The organism is Streptomyces albus subsp. chlorinus, from assembly GCF_013302895.1.
GTDB lineage: Bacteria > Actinomycetota > Actinomycetes > Streptomycetales > Streptomycetaceae > Streptomyces > Streptomyces chlorinus.
In genome coordinates, this window is the sequence record NZ_VJOK01000001.1 from 1,088,943 (window position 1) to 1,103,555 (window position 14,613).

The following is a 14,613-nucleotide window of genomic DNA, read 5'->3' on the forward strand; positions in this document are numbered from 1 at the left end:
GCGTGCGGGGTCACCACGCCTCGGCCAGCATCGCCCGCGTGTCGGCCAGCAACTGGGGCAGCACGCGGGTGTGGCCGACCACCGGCATGAAGTTGCTGTCACCGCCCCAGCGGGGCACCACGTGCTGGTGCAGGTGCGCGGCGATACCGGCACCGGCGACGGAGCCCTGGTTCATGCCCAGGTTGAAGCCGTGCGCCCCGGAGACGCGGCGCAGCACCGTCATCGCGTGCTTGGTGAACCCGGCCATCTCGGCGGTCTCGCCCTCGTCGGTCTCGGTGTAGTCCGCGATGTGCCGGAAGGGAACGATCAGCAGGTGCCCGCCGGCGTAGGGGTACAGGTTGAGCACCGCGTAGACGTGCTCGCCGCGGGCGACGATCAGCCCGTCCTCGTCGGACTTCTCCGGGATGGAGCAGAACGGGCAGCCGTCCTCGGCCCCGGGGCCGCTCGGCTTGTTCTCGCCCTGGATGTAGGCCATCCGATGGGGGGTCCACAGGCGCTGGAACGCGTCCGGCGTCCCCACTCCGATCTGCTGCTCCGGCTCACTGGTCATGTCTGCCAGCTTATGCGCCTGGGAGCCTCTGACACGAGGAGGGGGCGGCCCCGGGGCCGCCCCCTCCTCACCGTCGCACACCGTCGCGCTCACACCTGGATGCGGCGCTCCACGGCGTCCAGGATCTCCGCGATCGCTTGCTCCTGCGGGATGCCGTTCTTCTGGGACCCGTCCCGGTAGCGGAAGGACACAGCACCGTTCGCGACATCATCATCGCCGGCGATCACCATGAACGGGATTTTCGCGCGCTGGGCGTTGCGGATCTTCTTCTGCATCCGGTCCGACGAGGAGTCGACCTCCATCCGCAACCCCTTGGCCTTCGCGGCGCCGGCGAACTCCCTCAGATACGGCACGTGGTCGTCGCCGATCGGGATTCCGACGGCCTGCACCGGGGCCAGCCACGCCGGGAAGGCACCCGCGTAGTGCTCCAGCAGGACGGCGAAGAAGCGCTCGATCGAGCCGAAGAGGGCGCGGTGCAGCATGACGGGCTGCTGCCGGGAGCCGTCGGCGGCGGTGTACTCCAGGCCGAACCGGGCCGGCTGGTTGAAATCGACCTGGATCGTGGACATCTGCCACGAGCGGCCGATCGCGTCCTTGGCCTGCACGGAGATCTTCGGCCCGTAGAACGCGGCGCCGCCCGGGTCGGGTACCAGCGGCAGCCCCTGCTTCTCGGCCGCCTGGCGCAGGGCGTCGGTGGCCTCCTCCCACACCTCGTCCGTGCCGATGAACTTGTCCGACTCGGGGTCGCGGGTGGACAGCTCCAGCTCGAACTCGTTCAGGCCGTAGTCGCGCAGCAGATCCAGGACGAAGGTGAGCAGGTTGTCCAGCTCCCCCGCCATCTGCTCCTTGGTGCAGTAGATGTGCGAGTCGTCCTGGGTGAAGCCGCGCGAGCGGGTCAGACCGTGCACGACGCCGGACTTCTCGTAGCGGTAGACGGTGCCGAACTCGAACAGGCGCAGAGGCAATTCCCGGTACGAGCGCCCGCGCGCCTTGAAGACCAGATTGTGCATCGGGCAGTTCATCGCCTTGAGGCGGTAGTTCTGCTCGTCGAACTCCAGGGGAGGAAACATGTTCTCCCCATAGCTCGGCAGGTGTCCGGAGGTCTCGAAGAGCTTCTCCTTCGAGATGTGCGGGGTGTTCACGAACTCATAGCCCGCATCCTCGTGCCGCCGCCGCGAGTAGTCCTCCATCACCCTGCGGACGACGCCGCCCTTGGGGTGGAAGACCGCGAGGCCGGGGCCGATCTCCTCGGGGAAGGAGAAGAGGTCCAGCTCCGAGCCGAGCCTGCGGTGGTCGCGCTTCTCGGCCTCGGCGAGGAACTCCAGGTACTGCTTGAGCTCGTCCTTGCTCGGCCACGCGGTGCCGTAGATCCGCTGGAGCTGCGGGTTCTTCTCGCTGCCGCGCCAGTAGGCGGCGGCCGAGCGCATCAGCTTGAAGGCGGGGATCAGCCGGGTGGAGGGCAGGTGCGGGCCCCGGCACAGGTCCTTCCAGCACAGCTCGCCGGTCTTGGCGTCGAGGTTGTCGTAGATGGTCAGCTCGCCGGAGCCGACCTCGGCGGAGGCGCCCTCGGCGGCGTTCGCCGCGTTGCCCTTGAGGCCGATCAGCTCCAGCTTGTACGGCTCGTCCGCCAGTTCCTCGCGGGCGTCCTCGTCGGTGGTGACGCGGCGCGAGAAGCGCTGGCCCTGCTTCTGGATCTGCTGCATCTTCTTCTCGATGCGCTTGAGGTCCTCGGGCGTGAAGGGCTCGGCGACATCGAAGTCGTAGTAGAAGCCGTCCTTGATGGGCGGGCCGATGCCGAGCTTGGCCTCGGGGAAGAGCTCCTGGACGGCCTGCGCCATCACGTGTGCGGTGGAGTGGCGCAGGATGGCGAGCCCGTCCTCGCTGCTGATCCCGACGGGCTCGATCTCGTCGCCGTCGGCGGGCTCGTAGGCGAGGTCCTTGAGTTCGCCGCCCACGCGTACGGCGACGACGGAGCGCTCGCCCTCGAAGAGCGCGGCGGCCGTAGTGCCCGTCGTCACCACGCGCTCTTCCCGCTCGGAATCGCGTTGGATGGTCACACGGACATCTGACACCGGTCTCTCCTGACTCTCACCTGGGGTACGCGGCCGACGCCGCGATGTGAGCGCGGGCACGCGCCGCGCCGTGGAATCGTACCGAGCCGCGGCCCCCGGCCGCGAAACGGCGAGGTAAACCAGAAGGCCGGACCGTCGTGGACGGTCCGGCCTTCGTGGTGCTCTTGCACCAACTCGCGGTGGGCGATACTGGGTTCGAACCAGTGACCTCTTCGGTGTGAACGAAGCGCTCTCCCACTGAGCTAATCGCCCCCGGTGCTCCGCCGGTCGCCCGGCGGCACGGACAGAACCATACAGTGCGCCGCGGACTTCATCCAAACCCCTTCCGCACGGGGCCCACCGGGAGGGCGCCGGGCCCCGGCGGGAGCGCACCCGACGCAACCGGGGCCCGGAAGCTGATCACTTCCGGGCCCCGGCGTACGGCGTGGGCGATACTGGGTTCGAACCAGTGACCTCTTCGGTGTGAACGAAGCGCTCTCCCGCTGAGCTAATCGCCCTCGGCGCGCACAACATTACCGCATGTCAAAGGGTGCTTCCGACCACCACCGCCGGGGCTTCCGCTCCGCCGTCAGGGCGTCCGCCCCGCCTCGCGCCCGGCCGTCTTCGCGGCCTTGCGCTCCTTGCGGGCCGCCCGGCGCTCCTTCAGCCACTCGGTGCCCTCGTGGTACTTGCGCTTGGTCCACCGCAGGACGTGCTGCGCCCAGACGAACTCGGTCGCCCACACGGCCATGCCGCCGAAGATCACCAGCCATCCGGGCCCCGGGAGGGGCAGCATGATGACTCCGGCGACCACGATCGCCAGGCCGACCAGGAAGATCCCGACGCGCCAGCTCAGGTGCAGCGGGCGGGACGCCTGGATGAAGTTCGGCGCTCGGGAGCCAAGCGGCTTTTCCTCGCGGGTAGCAAGTGGCATTTCGTCACTCTCCGCACTCATGAGGGACAAGGTACCCAACCTCTTTCGGTCAGGGGCGTTCACTCGTTCGGACGCATTCCTCAAACCTACAGGAGCCGTATGAAGGATTCGATTCCGGGCGAATCGGTCAGAGGGGTTTACAACCGGCGCGTAGGTGGCATGTCGATGTCGCCGACGTGCGAATCCCCGAGCGCACACTGAGCGAAAGGCCCTGGCGCTTATGAACACAACGGTGAGCTGCGAGCTGCACCTGCGCCTCGTTGTTTCGAGCGAGTCCTCGCTGCCTGTACCAGCGGGCCTGCGGTACGACACGGCGGACCCCTACGCCGTGCATGCCACCTTCCACACCGGTGCCGAGGAGACCGTGGAATGGGTCTTCGCCCGCGACCTCCTCGCCGAGGGGCTGCACCGGCCCACAGGCACCGGGGACGTCCGAGTCTGGCCGTCCCGCAGCCACGGTCAGGCCGTGGCGTGCATCGCCCTCAGCTCCCCGGAGGGTGAGGCCCTGCTCGAGGCCCCGGCGCGGGCACTGGAATCCTTCCTGAAGCGTACCGACGCGGCCGTGCCGCCCGGTACCGAGCACCGACACTTCGACCTCGACACGGAGCTCTCGCACATCCTCGCCGAGAGCTGAGACCGCCGGTTCCCGCCGGCCGTCCGACTCGGGGCGACGGCCGACGGGCCCGGCAGCCGTGTGCCACGGCACCGCTTCGTGTAACGGCACACTGCGACGCCGCCGCCGCGTACTCGTACGCGGCGGCGGCGTCGCTGCGTGACGCAGTCCCCACGCGCGGCCACGGTGGGGTCGCGGCTCCGGGAACGACGGCTCCCCTGCGGGGCTGAGCGACTAGGCTCTCCGCCAGGCCGGAGGATGTTCCCGGACACGGCAGGAGCGGCCCGTGCAGATCAACCACGACACCCGGTGCGCGCTCGACCAGGCGGTCGAGCTGCTGAACACCATGGCGGACGGCGACACCCCCGACTCGCTGGTGACCGTGGCGGACCTGCGTACCTACGTGGAGCGCAACGACGTCAGCGGGGTCGGCTCGCTCACCGAGGACGATCTGCGGGCCGTGCGCGAGGTGCGGGAGCGCTTCGCGCAGGTGTTCGCGGCGCAGGACAGCCGGACGGCGGCCGGGCTGATCAACGCGCTGGTCGCGGAGGCCGGGACGACGCCGCAGCTGACCGACCACGACGGCTACGACTGGCACGTCCACTACTTCGCGCCCGGGGCGTCGGTCGCCCAGCACCTGGCCGCCGACTGCGGCATGGCCCTGGCCTTCGTCCTCGTCTCCGGCGAGCGCGACCGGCTGCGGCGCTGCGAGGCGCCGGACTGCCGCCGCGCCTTCGTCGACCTGTCGCGCAACCGCTCCCGCCGCTACTGCGACAGCCGCACCTGCGGCAACCGGCTCCATGTCGCCGCCTACCGCGCCCGGCAGCGCGAGTCGGCCGAGACCGCGTCGCAGGGCTGAGGGCGCCGGCCCCCGGTGGGAGGCCGCGGGAGGGGGGAGCCGGCTTCACAGGAAGAGCAGATCGTGGGCGCCCGCCGCGCCGATCAGCACGGCGATCACGGCGAGGAACAGCATCAGCGGCGGCTGGGAGAGCGCGTACAGGCATCCCTTGGGCTCGGGGGGCGGCAGCTCGTCGAGCTCGACTGCGGAGTTCGGCGTCGTGTCCATCTCGCCGCGATCATGTCGCAGACACCCCCCGCCCCCGGGCCGGCCCGCCCCTTTCCGGTGGTGTTCCCCGGAAGATCACGCGTTGACCGTGCCGCCGTGTTACCGCGCGGGGGCGCTCGGCGGCGGGCCGGAGACCTCGGGGAACGGCGGGCCGGGACCGTGGCCGGAGAAGCCGTGCGTGCTCGGACGAGGAGTCCTGCCCGCTGTCAGATGCCGTGCTTCTTGAGGATGGCCTCGATGTCGGAGAAGTCCTCACCGGTGCCGGACGCCGGGGACTTCTCCGGGCCGCCCCGGGGCCGGCCGGTCCGCGAGGGGCCCAGCGCCGGGGCCGTGGCGGACGGCTCGGCGGCCGGGGGCGCGCCCCGCTTCCGCTCCGCGGCGGATCCGCGTGGCCTGCCCGCCGATCTGCGGGCGGCGGCGCGCCCGACGATCCACAGGACGACGGCGCAGGCCAGCACGGCGAAGCCCGCCCACACGGTCGGCTTGAGCACCAGATCGGCCGCCCAGCCGCCGAACGCCCTGCCGATCTTGCCGCCGAGGCCGACCAGCCCGGACATGGCCAGCCCGACCGGCACCAGCGCGACGGCGGCGATGCGCGTCGCGGCGGCGAAGCGGCGGCGCCATGCCGTGAGGAAGGCGACGGCGAGGCCCGCCGCGGAGAGCGCGGCGCAGACGGTCGTGGTGAACATGTCTCCATCGTGGCACCGCACGGGCGGCGGGTGCCACGGTCGCGCCCAGGTTCAGGGACATCTCCGGGTCGGGCGCCCTCCTCTCGGCTGAGAGACTGGAGGCATGGACAACACCACCGGCTCCGGCACCGCCCTCCCTGCGTCCAGCGTCACCCTCGACGTGTGGTGCGAGCTCCAGTGCCCGGACTGCCACCGGGCGCAGGACGACCTGCGGGCGCTGCGGGAGCGGTACGGCGACACGCTGGAGATCCGGCTGCGGCACTTCCCGCTGGACAAGCACAAGCACGCCTACGCCGCCGCCCAGGCGTTCGAGGAGGCGTACGAGCAGGGCAAGGGCCGCGAGTACGCCGAGGCGGTGCTGGAGCGCACCGGCGAGCTGGGCGAGCGCGGCGAGGCGCTGCTGGTGGAGGTGGCCCGCGAACTGGGCCTGGACGCGGACGAGTTCGAGACCGCGCTGATCGACGGCCGGCACCTGCTGGTGGTGGACGCCGACCAGGCCGAGGGCAGGGCGATCGGGGTGACGGGCACGCCCACGTACGTCATCGACGGGCAGCGGCTGGACGGCGGCAAGAGCCAGGAGGGGCTGCGGGAGCGCATCGAGGAGATCGCCGACCGGCTCCTGAAGGGCTGATCCTCCGGCGGAGCCGGCCGCCGCGGTCCCTCACAGCAGTGTCTTGACGTAGAAGCGCTCCGCCTCTTGGTAGCCGAGCGAGGTGTAGAGCCGCCCGGCGCGGGTGTTGCCGGCGAACACGTTGAGCCCAAGGCGCCGGGCGCCCGCCTCCAGGCACTCCAGTTCGGCCACCAGCATCAGCGAGCGCCCGTGCCCCTCGCCCCGCCGCTCCGGCTCCACCACGACGTCGTACACCCAGGCGTCCACGTCGTCGCGGGGCAGCGGGTCGAAGGCGAGCCAGAGGGAACCGACGTGGGTTCCGTCGCGGGTGAGGACGCGCAGCGCGGCCCCGGGTGAGGCGGCGCCTTCCGGCAGCAGCGTCCGGCGGGAGGTCTCGGCCCTGGCCGCCGCCTGCTCGCGGGTGAAGCCGCGGCTCGTCAGGCCGTCGATGAACGTCGCCGCACCCCTGTCCCACCACTGCTCGAACTCCTCCCGGGTGAGGGGCCGGGGGACGCTGCCCGGGGGCAGCCCGGGGCGCGTACGAAGCTCCTTGACCAGGTGCCGGCTGCGCTCGGTGTAGCCGAGCGCCGGCAGCAGGTGGGCGCCCGGCGCGTTCTCGCCGCCGGCCACCGGGACGCTCGCCTCGACGTGGGTGCAGCCCCAGCCGCGCAGCACCTCTTCGGCTGCCAGCACCGCGACGGTGCCCCTCCCCCGCCTGCGTTCGCCCTCCTCGACATACAGGTGCGCGATCCTTCCGAACGCGGGCCCGTCCCCCTCCTCGGGGCGGCCGACCAGTTCGACCGCGCCCACCGGACGGGAGTTGACGTGGAGGGCGAAGGAGCGGGAACGCCTGCCATCGGCGGTCCGGCTCTCGGGTCCGGTCGGGCGCAGGGTGGTCGTCACGGTGAGGTTCTACCCGTACGGGGCGGCCACGGCCACCCGATTACGGGTCGATGTCGGCCGCGGAACGCTCTTCGAAGACCCGCATCGCCTTGGCGGTCACCGGCCCCGGCGCGCCCCGCAGGGGGCGGCCGTCGAGGCGGGAGACAGCCTGGACGTCGCGCAGGCTGGAGGTCAGGAAGATCTCCTCGGCCCGCTCCAGGACGTCCATCCCAAGCTCGGTCTCCTTCGCGTCCGTCCACTCCATGACCAGGGCGCGGGTGATGCCCGCCAGGCAGCCGGAGGAGAGCGGCGGGGTGTGCGCTTCGCCGTCGAGGACGACGAAGACGTTGGAGCCGGTGCCCTCGCACAGTTGGCCGTGCGTGTTGGGGAACAGCGCCTCCGAGGCGGCCTGTTGCCGGGCGCGGGCCAGCGCGACGACGTTCTCGGCGTACGAGGTGGTCTTCAGCCCGGTGGTCGCGCCGCGCTCGTTGCGGGTCCACGGGACGGTGACCACGGATGTGGCGTCCGGCCTGCGGGCCGCCTCGCCGAGGGCGACGACCAGGGTGGGCCCCGCCTCGCCGCGGTCCGAGCCGAGCGGGGACGGGCCGCCGGTGTAGGTGATCCGCAGCCGGCCGTAGGGCATCGGGTTCGCGGCGAGCACGGCCTCGCAGGCGCGCCGCACCTCGTCCAGGTCCGGCTCGGGCAGCCCGAGGCCCCGCGCGGAGGAAGCGAGGCGGCGCAGGTGGCGGGTGAGGGCGAAGGGGGTGCCGCCAGTGGCCTTGACGGTTTCGAAGACGCCGTCGCCGACGGTCAGCCCGTGGTCGAGCACGGAGACGTTCGCGCTGTGTGCGTCCCGCAGTCCGCCGTCGAGCCAGATCTTCACTGTCGTTCACCTCGGGGAGCCTCTAGGGCCGCTCTGTCGCCGGGTGCGCACCGGCCGTCTCCGGCACGCACATGTCGTTGTCGTACTGCCCCGACGCTACCGCGAGCAGCCGCGCGGCCTTCAGCTCGGTCTCGCGCCACTCCCGCTCCGGGTCGGAGTCCCAGATGATCCCCGCGCCGGTGCCGAAGCGCAGCACGGGCCGGGGGTGGTCGCGCTCGATCCAGAAGGTGCGTATGCCGACGGCCAGCTCGCCGGTGCCGCGATCGGCGTCGACCCAGCCGATGCCGCCGGTGTACGGGCCCCGGGGCGCGGTCTCCAGCTCGTCGATGAGGCGCAGGGCGCTGGACTTGGGCGCCCCGGTGATCGAACCGGGCGGGAAGGTGCCCTCCAGCAGCCGCGCCCACCCGAAGCCCCCCACGTCCAGGGCCTCGGGCAGCTCTCCGCGGACGGTGGAGACCAGGTGGACGAGGTCCCGGTAGGGCTCGGCGGCGCACAGCGCGGGGACGGTGATGGAGCCGGGCACGCAGACGCGGCCGAGGTCGTTGCGGACCAGGTCGGTGATCATCACGTTCTCGGCCCGCTCCTTGTCCCCGAGGTCGGCCTCGGAGGGGCCGGTTCCCTTGATGGGGCCCGACTCGACTGTCCGGCCGTCGCGGCGCAGGTACAGCTCCGGGGAGGCGGTGGCTATCTCGACCCCGTGCGCGGGGAGGCGGACGGTGCCCGCGTACGCCGCCGGGGTGCCGTGCGCGAGGCGGGCGGTGAGCTGGTCGATGTCGCCCGCCGCCGGGGCCGGGTCGGGCAGCGGGGCGGAGAGGATCCGGCAGAGGTTGACCTGGTAGACGTCACCGGCGGCGATGGCGGCGCGCACCCGGCGTACCCCCTCCGTGTACGCGGCGCGGTCCAGGGAGCTGACCCAGCTGCCGGCGGCCGGGCCCCGCCAGCGGCCCGGCACGGGGGTGGGCAGGGGCGCGCGGCGTACGTCGCCGAAGCGGGCGCAGCGCAGCCCTCCCTCGTAGTCGGCGACCACGGCCCACCAGCCCGAGGAGTCGAGGGCCTCGGGGTCGCTGGTCACGTCGCGGAGGTCGGTGGCGAGATATCCGCCCAAGCGGGCGAGCGGGGTCAGATCGGACACGGCTTCGAGTCTATGGGGGCCGCTGAACGGCCACGCTGCGGAAACGGAATTTGAGCTGGCCCCGGAATCCGCTAAAGTTCAACACGTCGCCGCGGCGCGCAAGCGCTTCGGGGGCAAGGTACCGCCCGGGCCCGCCCCGGGGAAGGCACCTGCGGACGTGGCTCAGTTGGTAGAGCATCACCTTGCCAAGGTGAGGGTCGCGAGTTCGAATCTCGTCGTCCGCTCGATGTGGGGGATCCTCCCGGGAACCCCCGCACGTGGTGGAGTGGCCGAGAGGCGAGGCAACGGCCTGCAAAGCCGTCTACACGGGTTCAAATCCCGTCTCCACCTCCACGGACGATTAGCTCAGCGGGAGAGCGCTTCCCTGACACGGAAGAGGTCACTGGTTCAATCCCAGTATCGTCCACCGGGCCCACCGGACACCGGGTCGTCCATCGGACCCCGGGTCCGTACGGGTCTTCAGCGCGGTTAGCTCAGCGGGAGAGCGCTTCCCTGACACGGAAGAGGTCACTGGTTCAATCCCAGTACCGCGCACGGACGATTAGCTCAGCGGGAGAGCGCTTCCCTGACACGGAAGAGGTCACTGGTTCAATCCCAGTATCGTCCACCAGCACGTGAGGGCCCCGGCCGCATCGGCCGGGGCCCTCGTGCGTGCGGACCCTCGTGCCTCCGGGGCCCCGTGCGTGCGGCGGTCCGCACGCGGCCCGGGTCGCCCGGGAGAGGACTCAGGAGGAGAAGAGCATCCGCCCGAAGCCCCCGTGATGGCCATGATGCCCATGGTGACCGTGGTGACCGTGCGAGCCGTGGTGCGGGGCTCCCCAGGCGGGACCCGACGGGTACGCCTGCGGGCCGCCGGGCGGCGGGGGTGCGGACTGCGCCCACTGGGCCTCCAGCCTGGTGATGGCCTCCAGTTCGCCGTAGTCGAGGAAGATTCCCCGGCAGTTGCCGCACTGTTCTATCTGCACGCCGCTGCGGTTGTACGTCTGCATGTGCGCACCGCACTTCGGACACATCATCTTCTGCTTCCTCTCTGCCCGGTGACGCCCGCCGGCGTCCGGCGCCGGCCGGCCGGTACCGGACGTGACCACCCTACGGCCCCGGACGGGCCGGGAGTTCGGCCCGGTCCCCCCGGTCGTCCCGGCCCGGGGGCGCCGCCATCCGGGCACAGGCGGCCACGCACGCCTCCTCCGCCTCGTCCAGGTCCCGCCCCTCCGCACGTGCCTTGGCCACGCCCAGCGCGGCGGTCTGAACCGTCACCGCCCGGGCGGGAGCGTCCAGCAGCGGCCAGGGGTCCGGCCCCGCGAGTCCTCCGGCCGTACCGGCCGCGGCCGCCGTGCCCGTCGCGCCCGCCGCGCCCCTCGCGCGGCAGGTCCGCGCATAAGCGCCGAGGAAGCGGTCCCAGATCTCCTGAGGGAGGAGGCCGACGGCGTACCAGCACGCGGGCCGCGCCAGGTCCCAGGCCGGGTCGCCCAGTCCGAGGTCGTCCACATCGATCAGGTGCCACGGCCCCCCGGACGCCGGGTGGCGGACGAGCTGCCCCAGATGGAAATCGCCGTGACAGAGGGTGACCGTGTTGGGGGACGGAGCCTCGTCCCGGCACCAATCCGGCAGCCCGGCCCACGCCCGCTCGACGGTACGGGCCGCCGCGGCAAGACGCACCCGGACCGCGGGCCGTGAGGTGGACTCCCGCGCCCACCCCTGCGTGCCCGGCGGAGCCCCACCGGGCGGGGATTGGTACGGGACGCCTGGCGGGGTGCGCACCTGGGGGCCGGGCGGGCCGTCGTCGTGCTGGGAGCGCGGTGGGGCATCGGGCCGGGCGCGTTGTCGGGTGCCGGGCGGGCAGTTCGGCGGGGTGCGCACCTGGGGGCCGGGCGGGGCGTCATGTCGGGAGCGCGGGATGTCCGTCGTCCCCGGGGCGCCCGGGCCCGCCATCGGGGCCGAGGTGGCCATGGCGCGGCGCATGCGGACAAGGGCGCGGGCCGCCTTCGCGGGACCCCGCATGGGCGGGAGGGGGCCGGGGAGGTCGCCCGGCGCGGGGACGGGGGCGGTGTGCAGGAGGGCCAGCAGGGTGCCCGCCTCCTCCCAGGGGGCGGCCGCCGGATCGTGCGGGTCCACGGGAGTGCCGTACGGCCACACGGTGCCGAGCCGCCCGCCGGGGAGCGGCACCGGTCCGCCCCCGTACGCCGGGGGCAGCAGCACCCCGGCGTACTGCGGAGCAGCCGCGGCGCCCAGCCGCACGGCGAGGGCTCGCGGGTCCGTTCCCGCCGCGTGGGCCTTGGCGACCCGCCCGGCCACGCGCACCACGGTCCCGTCCGCCCGCTCGGCCACCACCTGCGCGGCAGTCCCGTCGCCCGGCACACCATCCGCCTCGTCCCATACCGTGCCACCCCTCCCGCCGGCCAGCCGGGCCAGTGCCCGGCACAGCGCGGCATCGCGGACGGGGAGGTCGGATGAGGGCACGGCAGAACTCCTGAAGGAGGGGATGCCAGCGTACGGCGGCCCGGGACGGACGACAGACGGGCGTATCGCTGCCCGGCGACGACACTTCTTCAGGGCGGGTGGCCCCTGGGCGGACGATGCCCCTGGGAAACAGCAGCTCCCCGGCCTGGGCAACGGTCCGGGGCCGCGACCCCGGGATGGTCGGGAAGGTCGAGTCCTCGGTGCTCAGCGCGCTGGCTGCTGTCGCTGCCATCCGCCGTGCTTCCTGGGCCAGGTCCGGCCGGCCAGCCCGGGGCCGCGACCCCGGGGTGGGGACGGCTCCGAGCGGACGGGCGGTCCCGGGGACAGCAGCTCGCCGGGCTGGACGCGGTTCCCGGGCGGAAACGCCCCGAACCGGGCGGCGAGCGCCGGGCGGACGCGAGCGCCGGGCGGACGGCGGTCCGGGCGGGACGGCGGCCCCGAGCCGGGTGGCTGCCCGAACCGGACAACGGCTCCGAGCGGACAGCCGGCCCCAGGTTCGGCGGCGGCTTCGAAGCAGGCGGTCCCAGACCGGACGCTGGTCCGCAGCCGGACAGACGACGGGCGGCCCCGAGCCGGACGGCCGCACAAGCCGGACGGCCGCCACAGAAAAACAACGGCCCCAAGCTCGGCGGCAGCCCCCGGTTGGGCGGCAGCCTCAGGCGACGACGGCCCAAGCCGGACGCGACCCCAAGCCGGACAGCGGCCCTGGCCGAAGGCGGTCCCAGGCTGGGCGGCGGCCCCAAAGCGAAAGCAGCCCCAAGCTCGGCGGAAGCCCCAGGCGATAACAGCCCAAGCCGAACAGCGGCCCCGGCCAAAGGCGACCCAAGCCGGACAGCAGCCCCAAGCCGACAGCGGCCCCCGACCGGAAGCGGCCCCAGGCTGGGCCGCCGCCTCAAGCGACAGGCAGTCCCAGCTGGGGTGCGGCCTCAAGCGGCAGGCGGTCCGGGGCATGCCGAGGCCCGGGCAGCTCCCCAGCTGCCCGGGCCTCTTGCCGTCCGCCGCACCCCCGTCCCCACGGGGCTGTTACCACCGGAAGTCCCCGACCCGGTCCGCTCCACCGGGCCCGGGGTCCCTCAGGACCCCAGCATTCCGGCAACGGACGACGCCTGTGTCGCCACCATCCGGCCCCAGCCCGTGACGAAGCCGAGGACGACGGCGAGCGGCAGCACCATGGCGGCTGCCACGAGCGGATGCCGGCGCCCGCCGGGACGGGTACCGAGAGCGGCCAGGGCCGCCAGCTTTCCCTTCCCTCTGGGCGCCGTGCGCCCGGCGGTGTGCGCCATGATCCGCTCCTGTCGTCGTATGGGGCGGCGGACGTGTGACCTCGGGGGACGAGTGCTGCGTCCGCCGCTTGACCACAACATTAGGCAAGCGGCCGCACAGCGGCGTCATGCGCGCGTACCGACTCGGGGGCCTCCCCCAGGATGACGTGGCGCGACCCCGACTACTCCCCAGGGTGGAGGCGCCGTCGCGTTTCCCGGGGTCTTCCCCCAGGGGGTACCCCCGGCAGCCGGAAGGAGCCTCTCCGCCGGGGGGGAGAGAGAACGCTCCCCCCGTGGGTGAGTTCGCTCACTCCGTCCCGGAACCGCACCCGCCCGCCGGGCGGCCCCGACGGACCGTCACCACCGCAACCGGCCCTCGTGGGAAGTGCGCGAAGGCGCCCGCGCCCGGGGGCGCCCTCGCGTCCGTCGCGCCGTCAAACCACGGGCGGAGCATGCCGCTTGGGGGCAGTGCGCCGGGGCGCGGAGGCGCGCGAGCCCGGCGCGTCCCGCCTACTTCGTGTGCGGGGGAGGACTCTGACATTCCGTCTGGCGCGGCGTGCGCGGCCTATCGTCGGCATGCGGCGGCAGTCCGTAAGCTGTGCTCGTCAGACGGACCGGTCAGTGGGTGGGGCCTCCCCACCGGGCACCGGAGGTGGGGTGCACGCCCACCGGACACCGGAGGTAGGGAACGGACATGGCGATGATGCGGCTCCGGCGAGAGGACCCGCGAGTCGTCGGCTCGTTCAGGCTCCACCGCCGCCTGGGGGCCGGTGGCATGGGCGTGGTCTACCTCGGTTCGGACCGGCGCGGCCAGCGGGTGGCGCTGAAGGTGATCCGCCCGGACCTCGCCGAGGACCAGGAGTTCCGCTCGCGCTTCGCCCGGGAGGTCTCGGCGGCGCGGCGCATCCGCGGCGGGTGCACGGCCCGGCTGGTGGCGGCCGATCTGGAGGCCGACCGCCCCTGGTTCGCCACCCAGTACGTGCCCGGCCCCTCCCTGCACGACAAGGTGAACGAGGGCGGTCCGCTGCCCGCCGCGCAGGTCGCCTCGATCGGTGCCGCGCTGGCCGAGGGGCTGGTCGCGGTCCACGAGGCGGGCGTCGTCCACCGCGACCTGAAGCCGTCGAACATCCTGCTGTCCCCCAAGGGTCCCCGCATCATCGACTTCGGCATCGCCTGGGCGACGGGCGCCAGCACGCTCACCCACGTCGGCACCGCCGTGGGCTCCCCGGGGTTCCTGGCGCCCGAGCAGGTGCGGGGCGCGGCGGTGACACCGGCGACGGACGTGTTCGCGCTGGGCGCCACGCTGGCGTACGCGGCCACGGCCGACTCCCCCTTCGGGCAGGGCAGTTCGGAGGTCATGCTCTACCGGGTGGTGCACGAGGAGCCGCAGCTGGACGCCGTGCACGCGGCGCTGGCACCGCTGATCCGGGCCTGTCTCGTCAAGTCCCCGGAGGACCGGCCCAGCACGCTCCAGCTCTCCC

15 protein-coding genes and 7 tRNA genes are annotated in these 14,613 nt (G+C 73.0%); 9 read left to right on the forward strand and 13 right to left on the reverse strand.

Annotated elements, in window-relative coordinates:
- Positions 1 to 10 precede the first annotated feature (10 nt).
- From FM076_RS05010 to FM076_RS05030, 5 genes are all read right to left on the reverse strand, one after another.
- A complete protein-coding gene (locus tag FM076_RS05010) occupies positions 11 to 550 on the reverse strand; it encodes an HIT family protein (protein ID WP_173868720.1) in 540 nt (179 codons plus the stop codon).
- Between the two features lie 89 nt (positions 551 to 639).
- Positions 640 to 2,622 carry a threonine--tRNA ligase gene (gene thrS / locus FM076_RS05015; RefSeq protein WP_173868721.1) on the reverse strand — a complete coding sequence of 661 codons (1,983 nt, stop codon included), beginning with the start codon at positions 2,620 to 2,622 and terminating at the stop codon, positions 640 to 642.
- A gap of 180 nt (positions 2,623 to 2,802) precedes the next feature.
- Positions 2,803 to 2,874 (reverse strand) — tRNA-Val (locus FM076_RS05020).
- Between the two features lie 173 nt (positions 2,875 to 3,047).
- Positions 3,048 to 3,119, reverse strand: a tRNA-Val gene (locus tag FM076_RS05025).
- A 71-nt stretch (positions 3,120 to 3,190) separates the two neighbouring features.
- Positions 3,191 to 3,556 (reverse strand): TIGR02611 family protein, encoded by a 366-nt coding sequence (locus FM076_RS05030; RefSeq protein WP_243274307.1) that lies wholly within the window; start codon positions 3,554 to 3,556, stop codon positions 3,191 to 3,193.
- Between the two features lie 199 nt (positions 3,557 to 3,755).
- Here FM076_RS05030 and FM076_RS05035 point away from each other — a divergent pair, with 199 nt between their 5' ends.
- Together FM076_RS05035 and FM076_RS05040 are read left to right on the forward strand one after the other, a co-directional pair.
- Positions 3,756 to 4,169 carry an SsgA family sporulation/cell division regulator gene (locus tag FM076_RS05035; protein ID WP_016467747.1) on the forward strand — a complete coding sequence of 138 codons (414 nt, stop codon included), beginning with the start codon at positions 3,756 to 3,758 and terminating at the stop codon, positions 4,167 to 4,169.
- Between the two features lie 265 nt (positions 4,170 to 4,434).
- Positions 4,435 to 5,007 (forward strand): CGNR zinc finger domain-containing protein, encoded by a 573-nt coding sequence (locus FM076_RS05040; RefSeq protein WP_173868722.1) that lies wholly within the window; start codon positions 4,435 to 4,437, stop codon positions 5,005 to 5,007.
- Positions 5,008 to 5,052: 45 nt separating this feature from the next.
- Here the strand turns inward: FM076_RS05040 and FM076_RS05045 are convergent, their stop codons facing one another.
- Positions 5,053 to 5,214, reverse strand: a complete 162-nt coding sequence (locus tag FM076_RS05045) for a hypothetical protein (RefSeq protein ID WP_173868723.1) — start codon at positions 5,212 to 5,214, stop codon at positions 5,053 to 5,055.
- A 206-nt stretch (positions 5,215 to 5,420) separates the two neighbouring features.
- Positions 5,421 to 5,903 (reverse strand): hypothetical protein, encoded by a 483-nt coding sequence (locus FM076_RS05050; RefSeq protein ID WP_173868724.1) that lies wholly within the window; start codon positions 5,901 to 5,903, stop codon positions 5,421 to 5,423.
- Positions 5,904 to 6,006: 103 nt separating this feature from the next.
- On the opposite strand from FM076_RS05050, the gene FM076_RS05055 reads away from it, so the two are divergent.
- The gene (locus FM076_RS05055) at positions 6,007 to 6,534 is read left to right on the forward strand and encodes a DsbA family protein (RefSeq protein WP_173868725.1); all 528 of its coding nucleotides are present in this window, start codon (positions 6,007 to 6,009) and stop codon (positions 6,532 to 6,534) included.
- Positions 6,535 to 6,564: 30 nt separating this feature from the next.
- On the opposite strand, the gene FM076_RS05060 is transcribed toward FM076_RS05055, so the two are convergent.
- From FM076_RS05060 to FM076_RS05070, 3 genes are read right to left on the reverse strand one after another with little or no spacing between them, the layout of a single operon-like run.
- Positions 6,565 to 7,416, reverse strand: a complete 852-nt coding sequence (locus FM076_RS05060; protein WP_173868726.1) for a GNAT family N-acetyltransferase — start codon at positions 7,414 to 7,416, stop codon at positions 6,565 to 6,567.
- Between the two features lie 40 nt (positions 7,417 to 7,456).
- A complete protein-coding gene (locus tag FM076_RS05065) occupies positions 7,457 to 8,278 on the reverse strand; it encodes an aminotransferase class IV (protein WP_173868727.1) in 822 nt (273 codons plus the stop codon).
- Between the two features lie 22 nt (positions 8,279 to 8,300).
- Complete coding sequence (locus FM076_RS05070) at positions 8,301 to 9,410, reverse strand: chorismate-binding protein (protein WP_173868728.1); 1,110 nt, start codon at positions 9,408 to 9,410, stop codon at positions 8,301 to 8,303.
- Between the two features lie 151 nt (positions 9,411 to 9,561).
- Between FM076_RS05070 and FM076_RS05075 the strand changes: the two genes are divergently transcribed.
- From FM076_RS05075 to FM076_RS05095, 5 genes are all read left to right on the forward strand, one after another.
- Positions 9,562 to 9,634 (forward strand) — tRNA-Gly (locus tag FM076_RS05075).
- Between the two features lie 35 nt (positions 9,635 to 9,669).
- Positions 9,670 to 9,743: transfer RNA gene (locus FM076_RS05080), tRNA-Cys, on the forward strand.
- Position 9,744: 1 nt separating this feature from the next.
- A tRNA-Val gene (locus FM076_RS05085) sits at positions 9,745 to 9,816 on the forward strand.
- A gap of 56 nt (positions 9,817 to 9,872) precedes the next feature.
- A tRNA-Val gene (locus FM076_RS05090) sits at positions 9,873 to 9,944 on the forward strand.
- A 1-nt stretch (position 9,945) separates the two neighbouring features.
- Positions 9,946 to 10,020: transfer RNA gene (locus tag FM076_RS05095), tRNA-Val, on the forward strand.
- 115 nt (positions 10,021 to 10,135) lie between these two features.
- On the opposite strand, the gene FM076_RS05100 is transcribed toward FM076_RS05095, so the two are convergent.
- The 3 genes from FM076_RS05100 to FM076_RS05110 form a co-directional block, all read right to left on the reverse strand.
- Complete coding sequence (locus FM076_RS05100) at positions 10,136 to 10,426, reverse strand: zf-TFIIB domain-containing protein (protein WP_173868729.1); 291 nt, start codon at positions 10,424 to 10,426, stop codon at positions 10,136 to 10,138.
- A gap of 73 nt (positions 10,427 to 10,499) precedes the next feature.
- On the reverse strand, positions 10,500 to 11,870 hold the full coding sequence (locus FM076_RS05105; RefSeq protein WP_345944893.1) for a phosphotransferase family protein: 1,371 nt from the start codon (positions 11,868 to 11,870) through the stop codon (positions 10,500 to 10,502).
- A 1,073-nt stretch (positions 11,871 to 12,943) separates the two neighbouring features.
- Complete coding sequence (locus FM076_RS05110) at positions 12,944 to 13,153, reverse strand: hypothetical protein (RefSeq protein ID WP_173868730.1); 210 nt, start codon at positions 13,151 to 13,153, stop codon at positions 12,944 to 12,946.
- A gap of 673 nt (positions 13,154 to 13,826) precedes the next feature.
- Between FM076_RS05110 and FM076_RS05115 the strand changes: the two genes are divergently transcribed.
- Positions 13,827 to 14,613, forward strand: a 787-nt coding sequence (locus tag FM076_RS05115; protein ID WP_173868731.1) for a serine/threonine-protein kinase, incomplete at its 3' end; no start/stop codon positions are given.

Bases quoted from the DNA above. Each gene is read 5' to 3' on its own strand.
- FM076_RS05010 (WP_173868720.1), bottom strand. From the start codon at position 550: ATGACCAGTGAGCCGGAGCAGCAGATCGGAGTGGGGACGCCGGACGCG.
- FM076_RS05030 (WP_243274307.1), bottom strand. From the start codon at position 3,556: ATGAGTGCGGAGAGTGACGAAATGCCACTTGCTACCCGCGAGGAAAAG.
- FM076_RS05035 (WP_016467747.1), top strand. From the start codon at position 3,756: ATGAACACAACGGTGAGCTGCGAGCTGCACCTGCGCCTCGTTGTTTCG.
- FM076_RS05045 (WP_173868723.1), bottom strand. From the start codon at position 5,214: ATGGACACGACGCCGAACTCCGCAGTCGAGCTCGACGAGCTGCCGCCC.
- FM076_RS05050 (WP_173868724.1), bottom strand. From the start codon at position 5,903: ATGTTCACCACGACCGTCTGCGCCGCGCTCTCCGCGGCGGGCCTCGCC.
- FM076_RS05055 (WP_173868725.1), top strand. From the start codon at position 6,007: ATGGACAACACCACCGGCTCCGGCACCGCCCTCCCTGCGTCCAGCGTC.
- FM076_RS05100 (WP_173868729.1), bottom strand. From the start codon at position 10,426: ATGATGTGTCCGAAGTGCGGTGCGCACATGCAGACGTACAACCGCAGC.
- FM076_RS05110 (WP_173868730.1), bottom strand. From the start codon at position 13,153: ATGGCGCACACCGCCGGGCGCACGGCGCCCAGAGGGAAGGGAAAGCTG.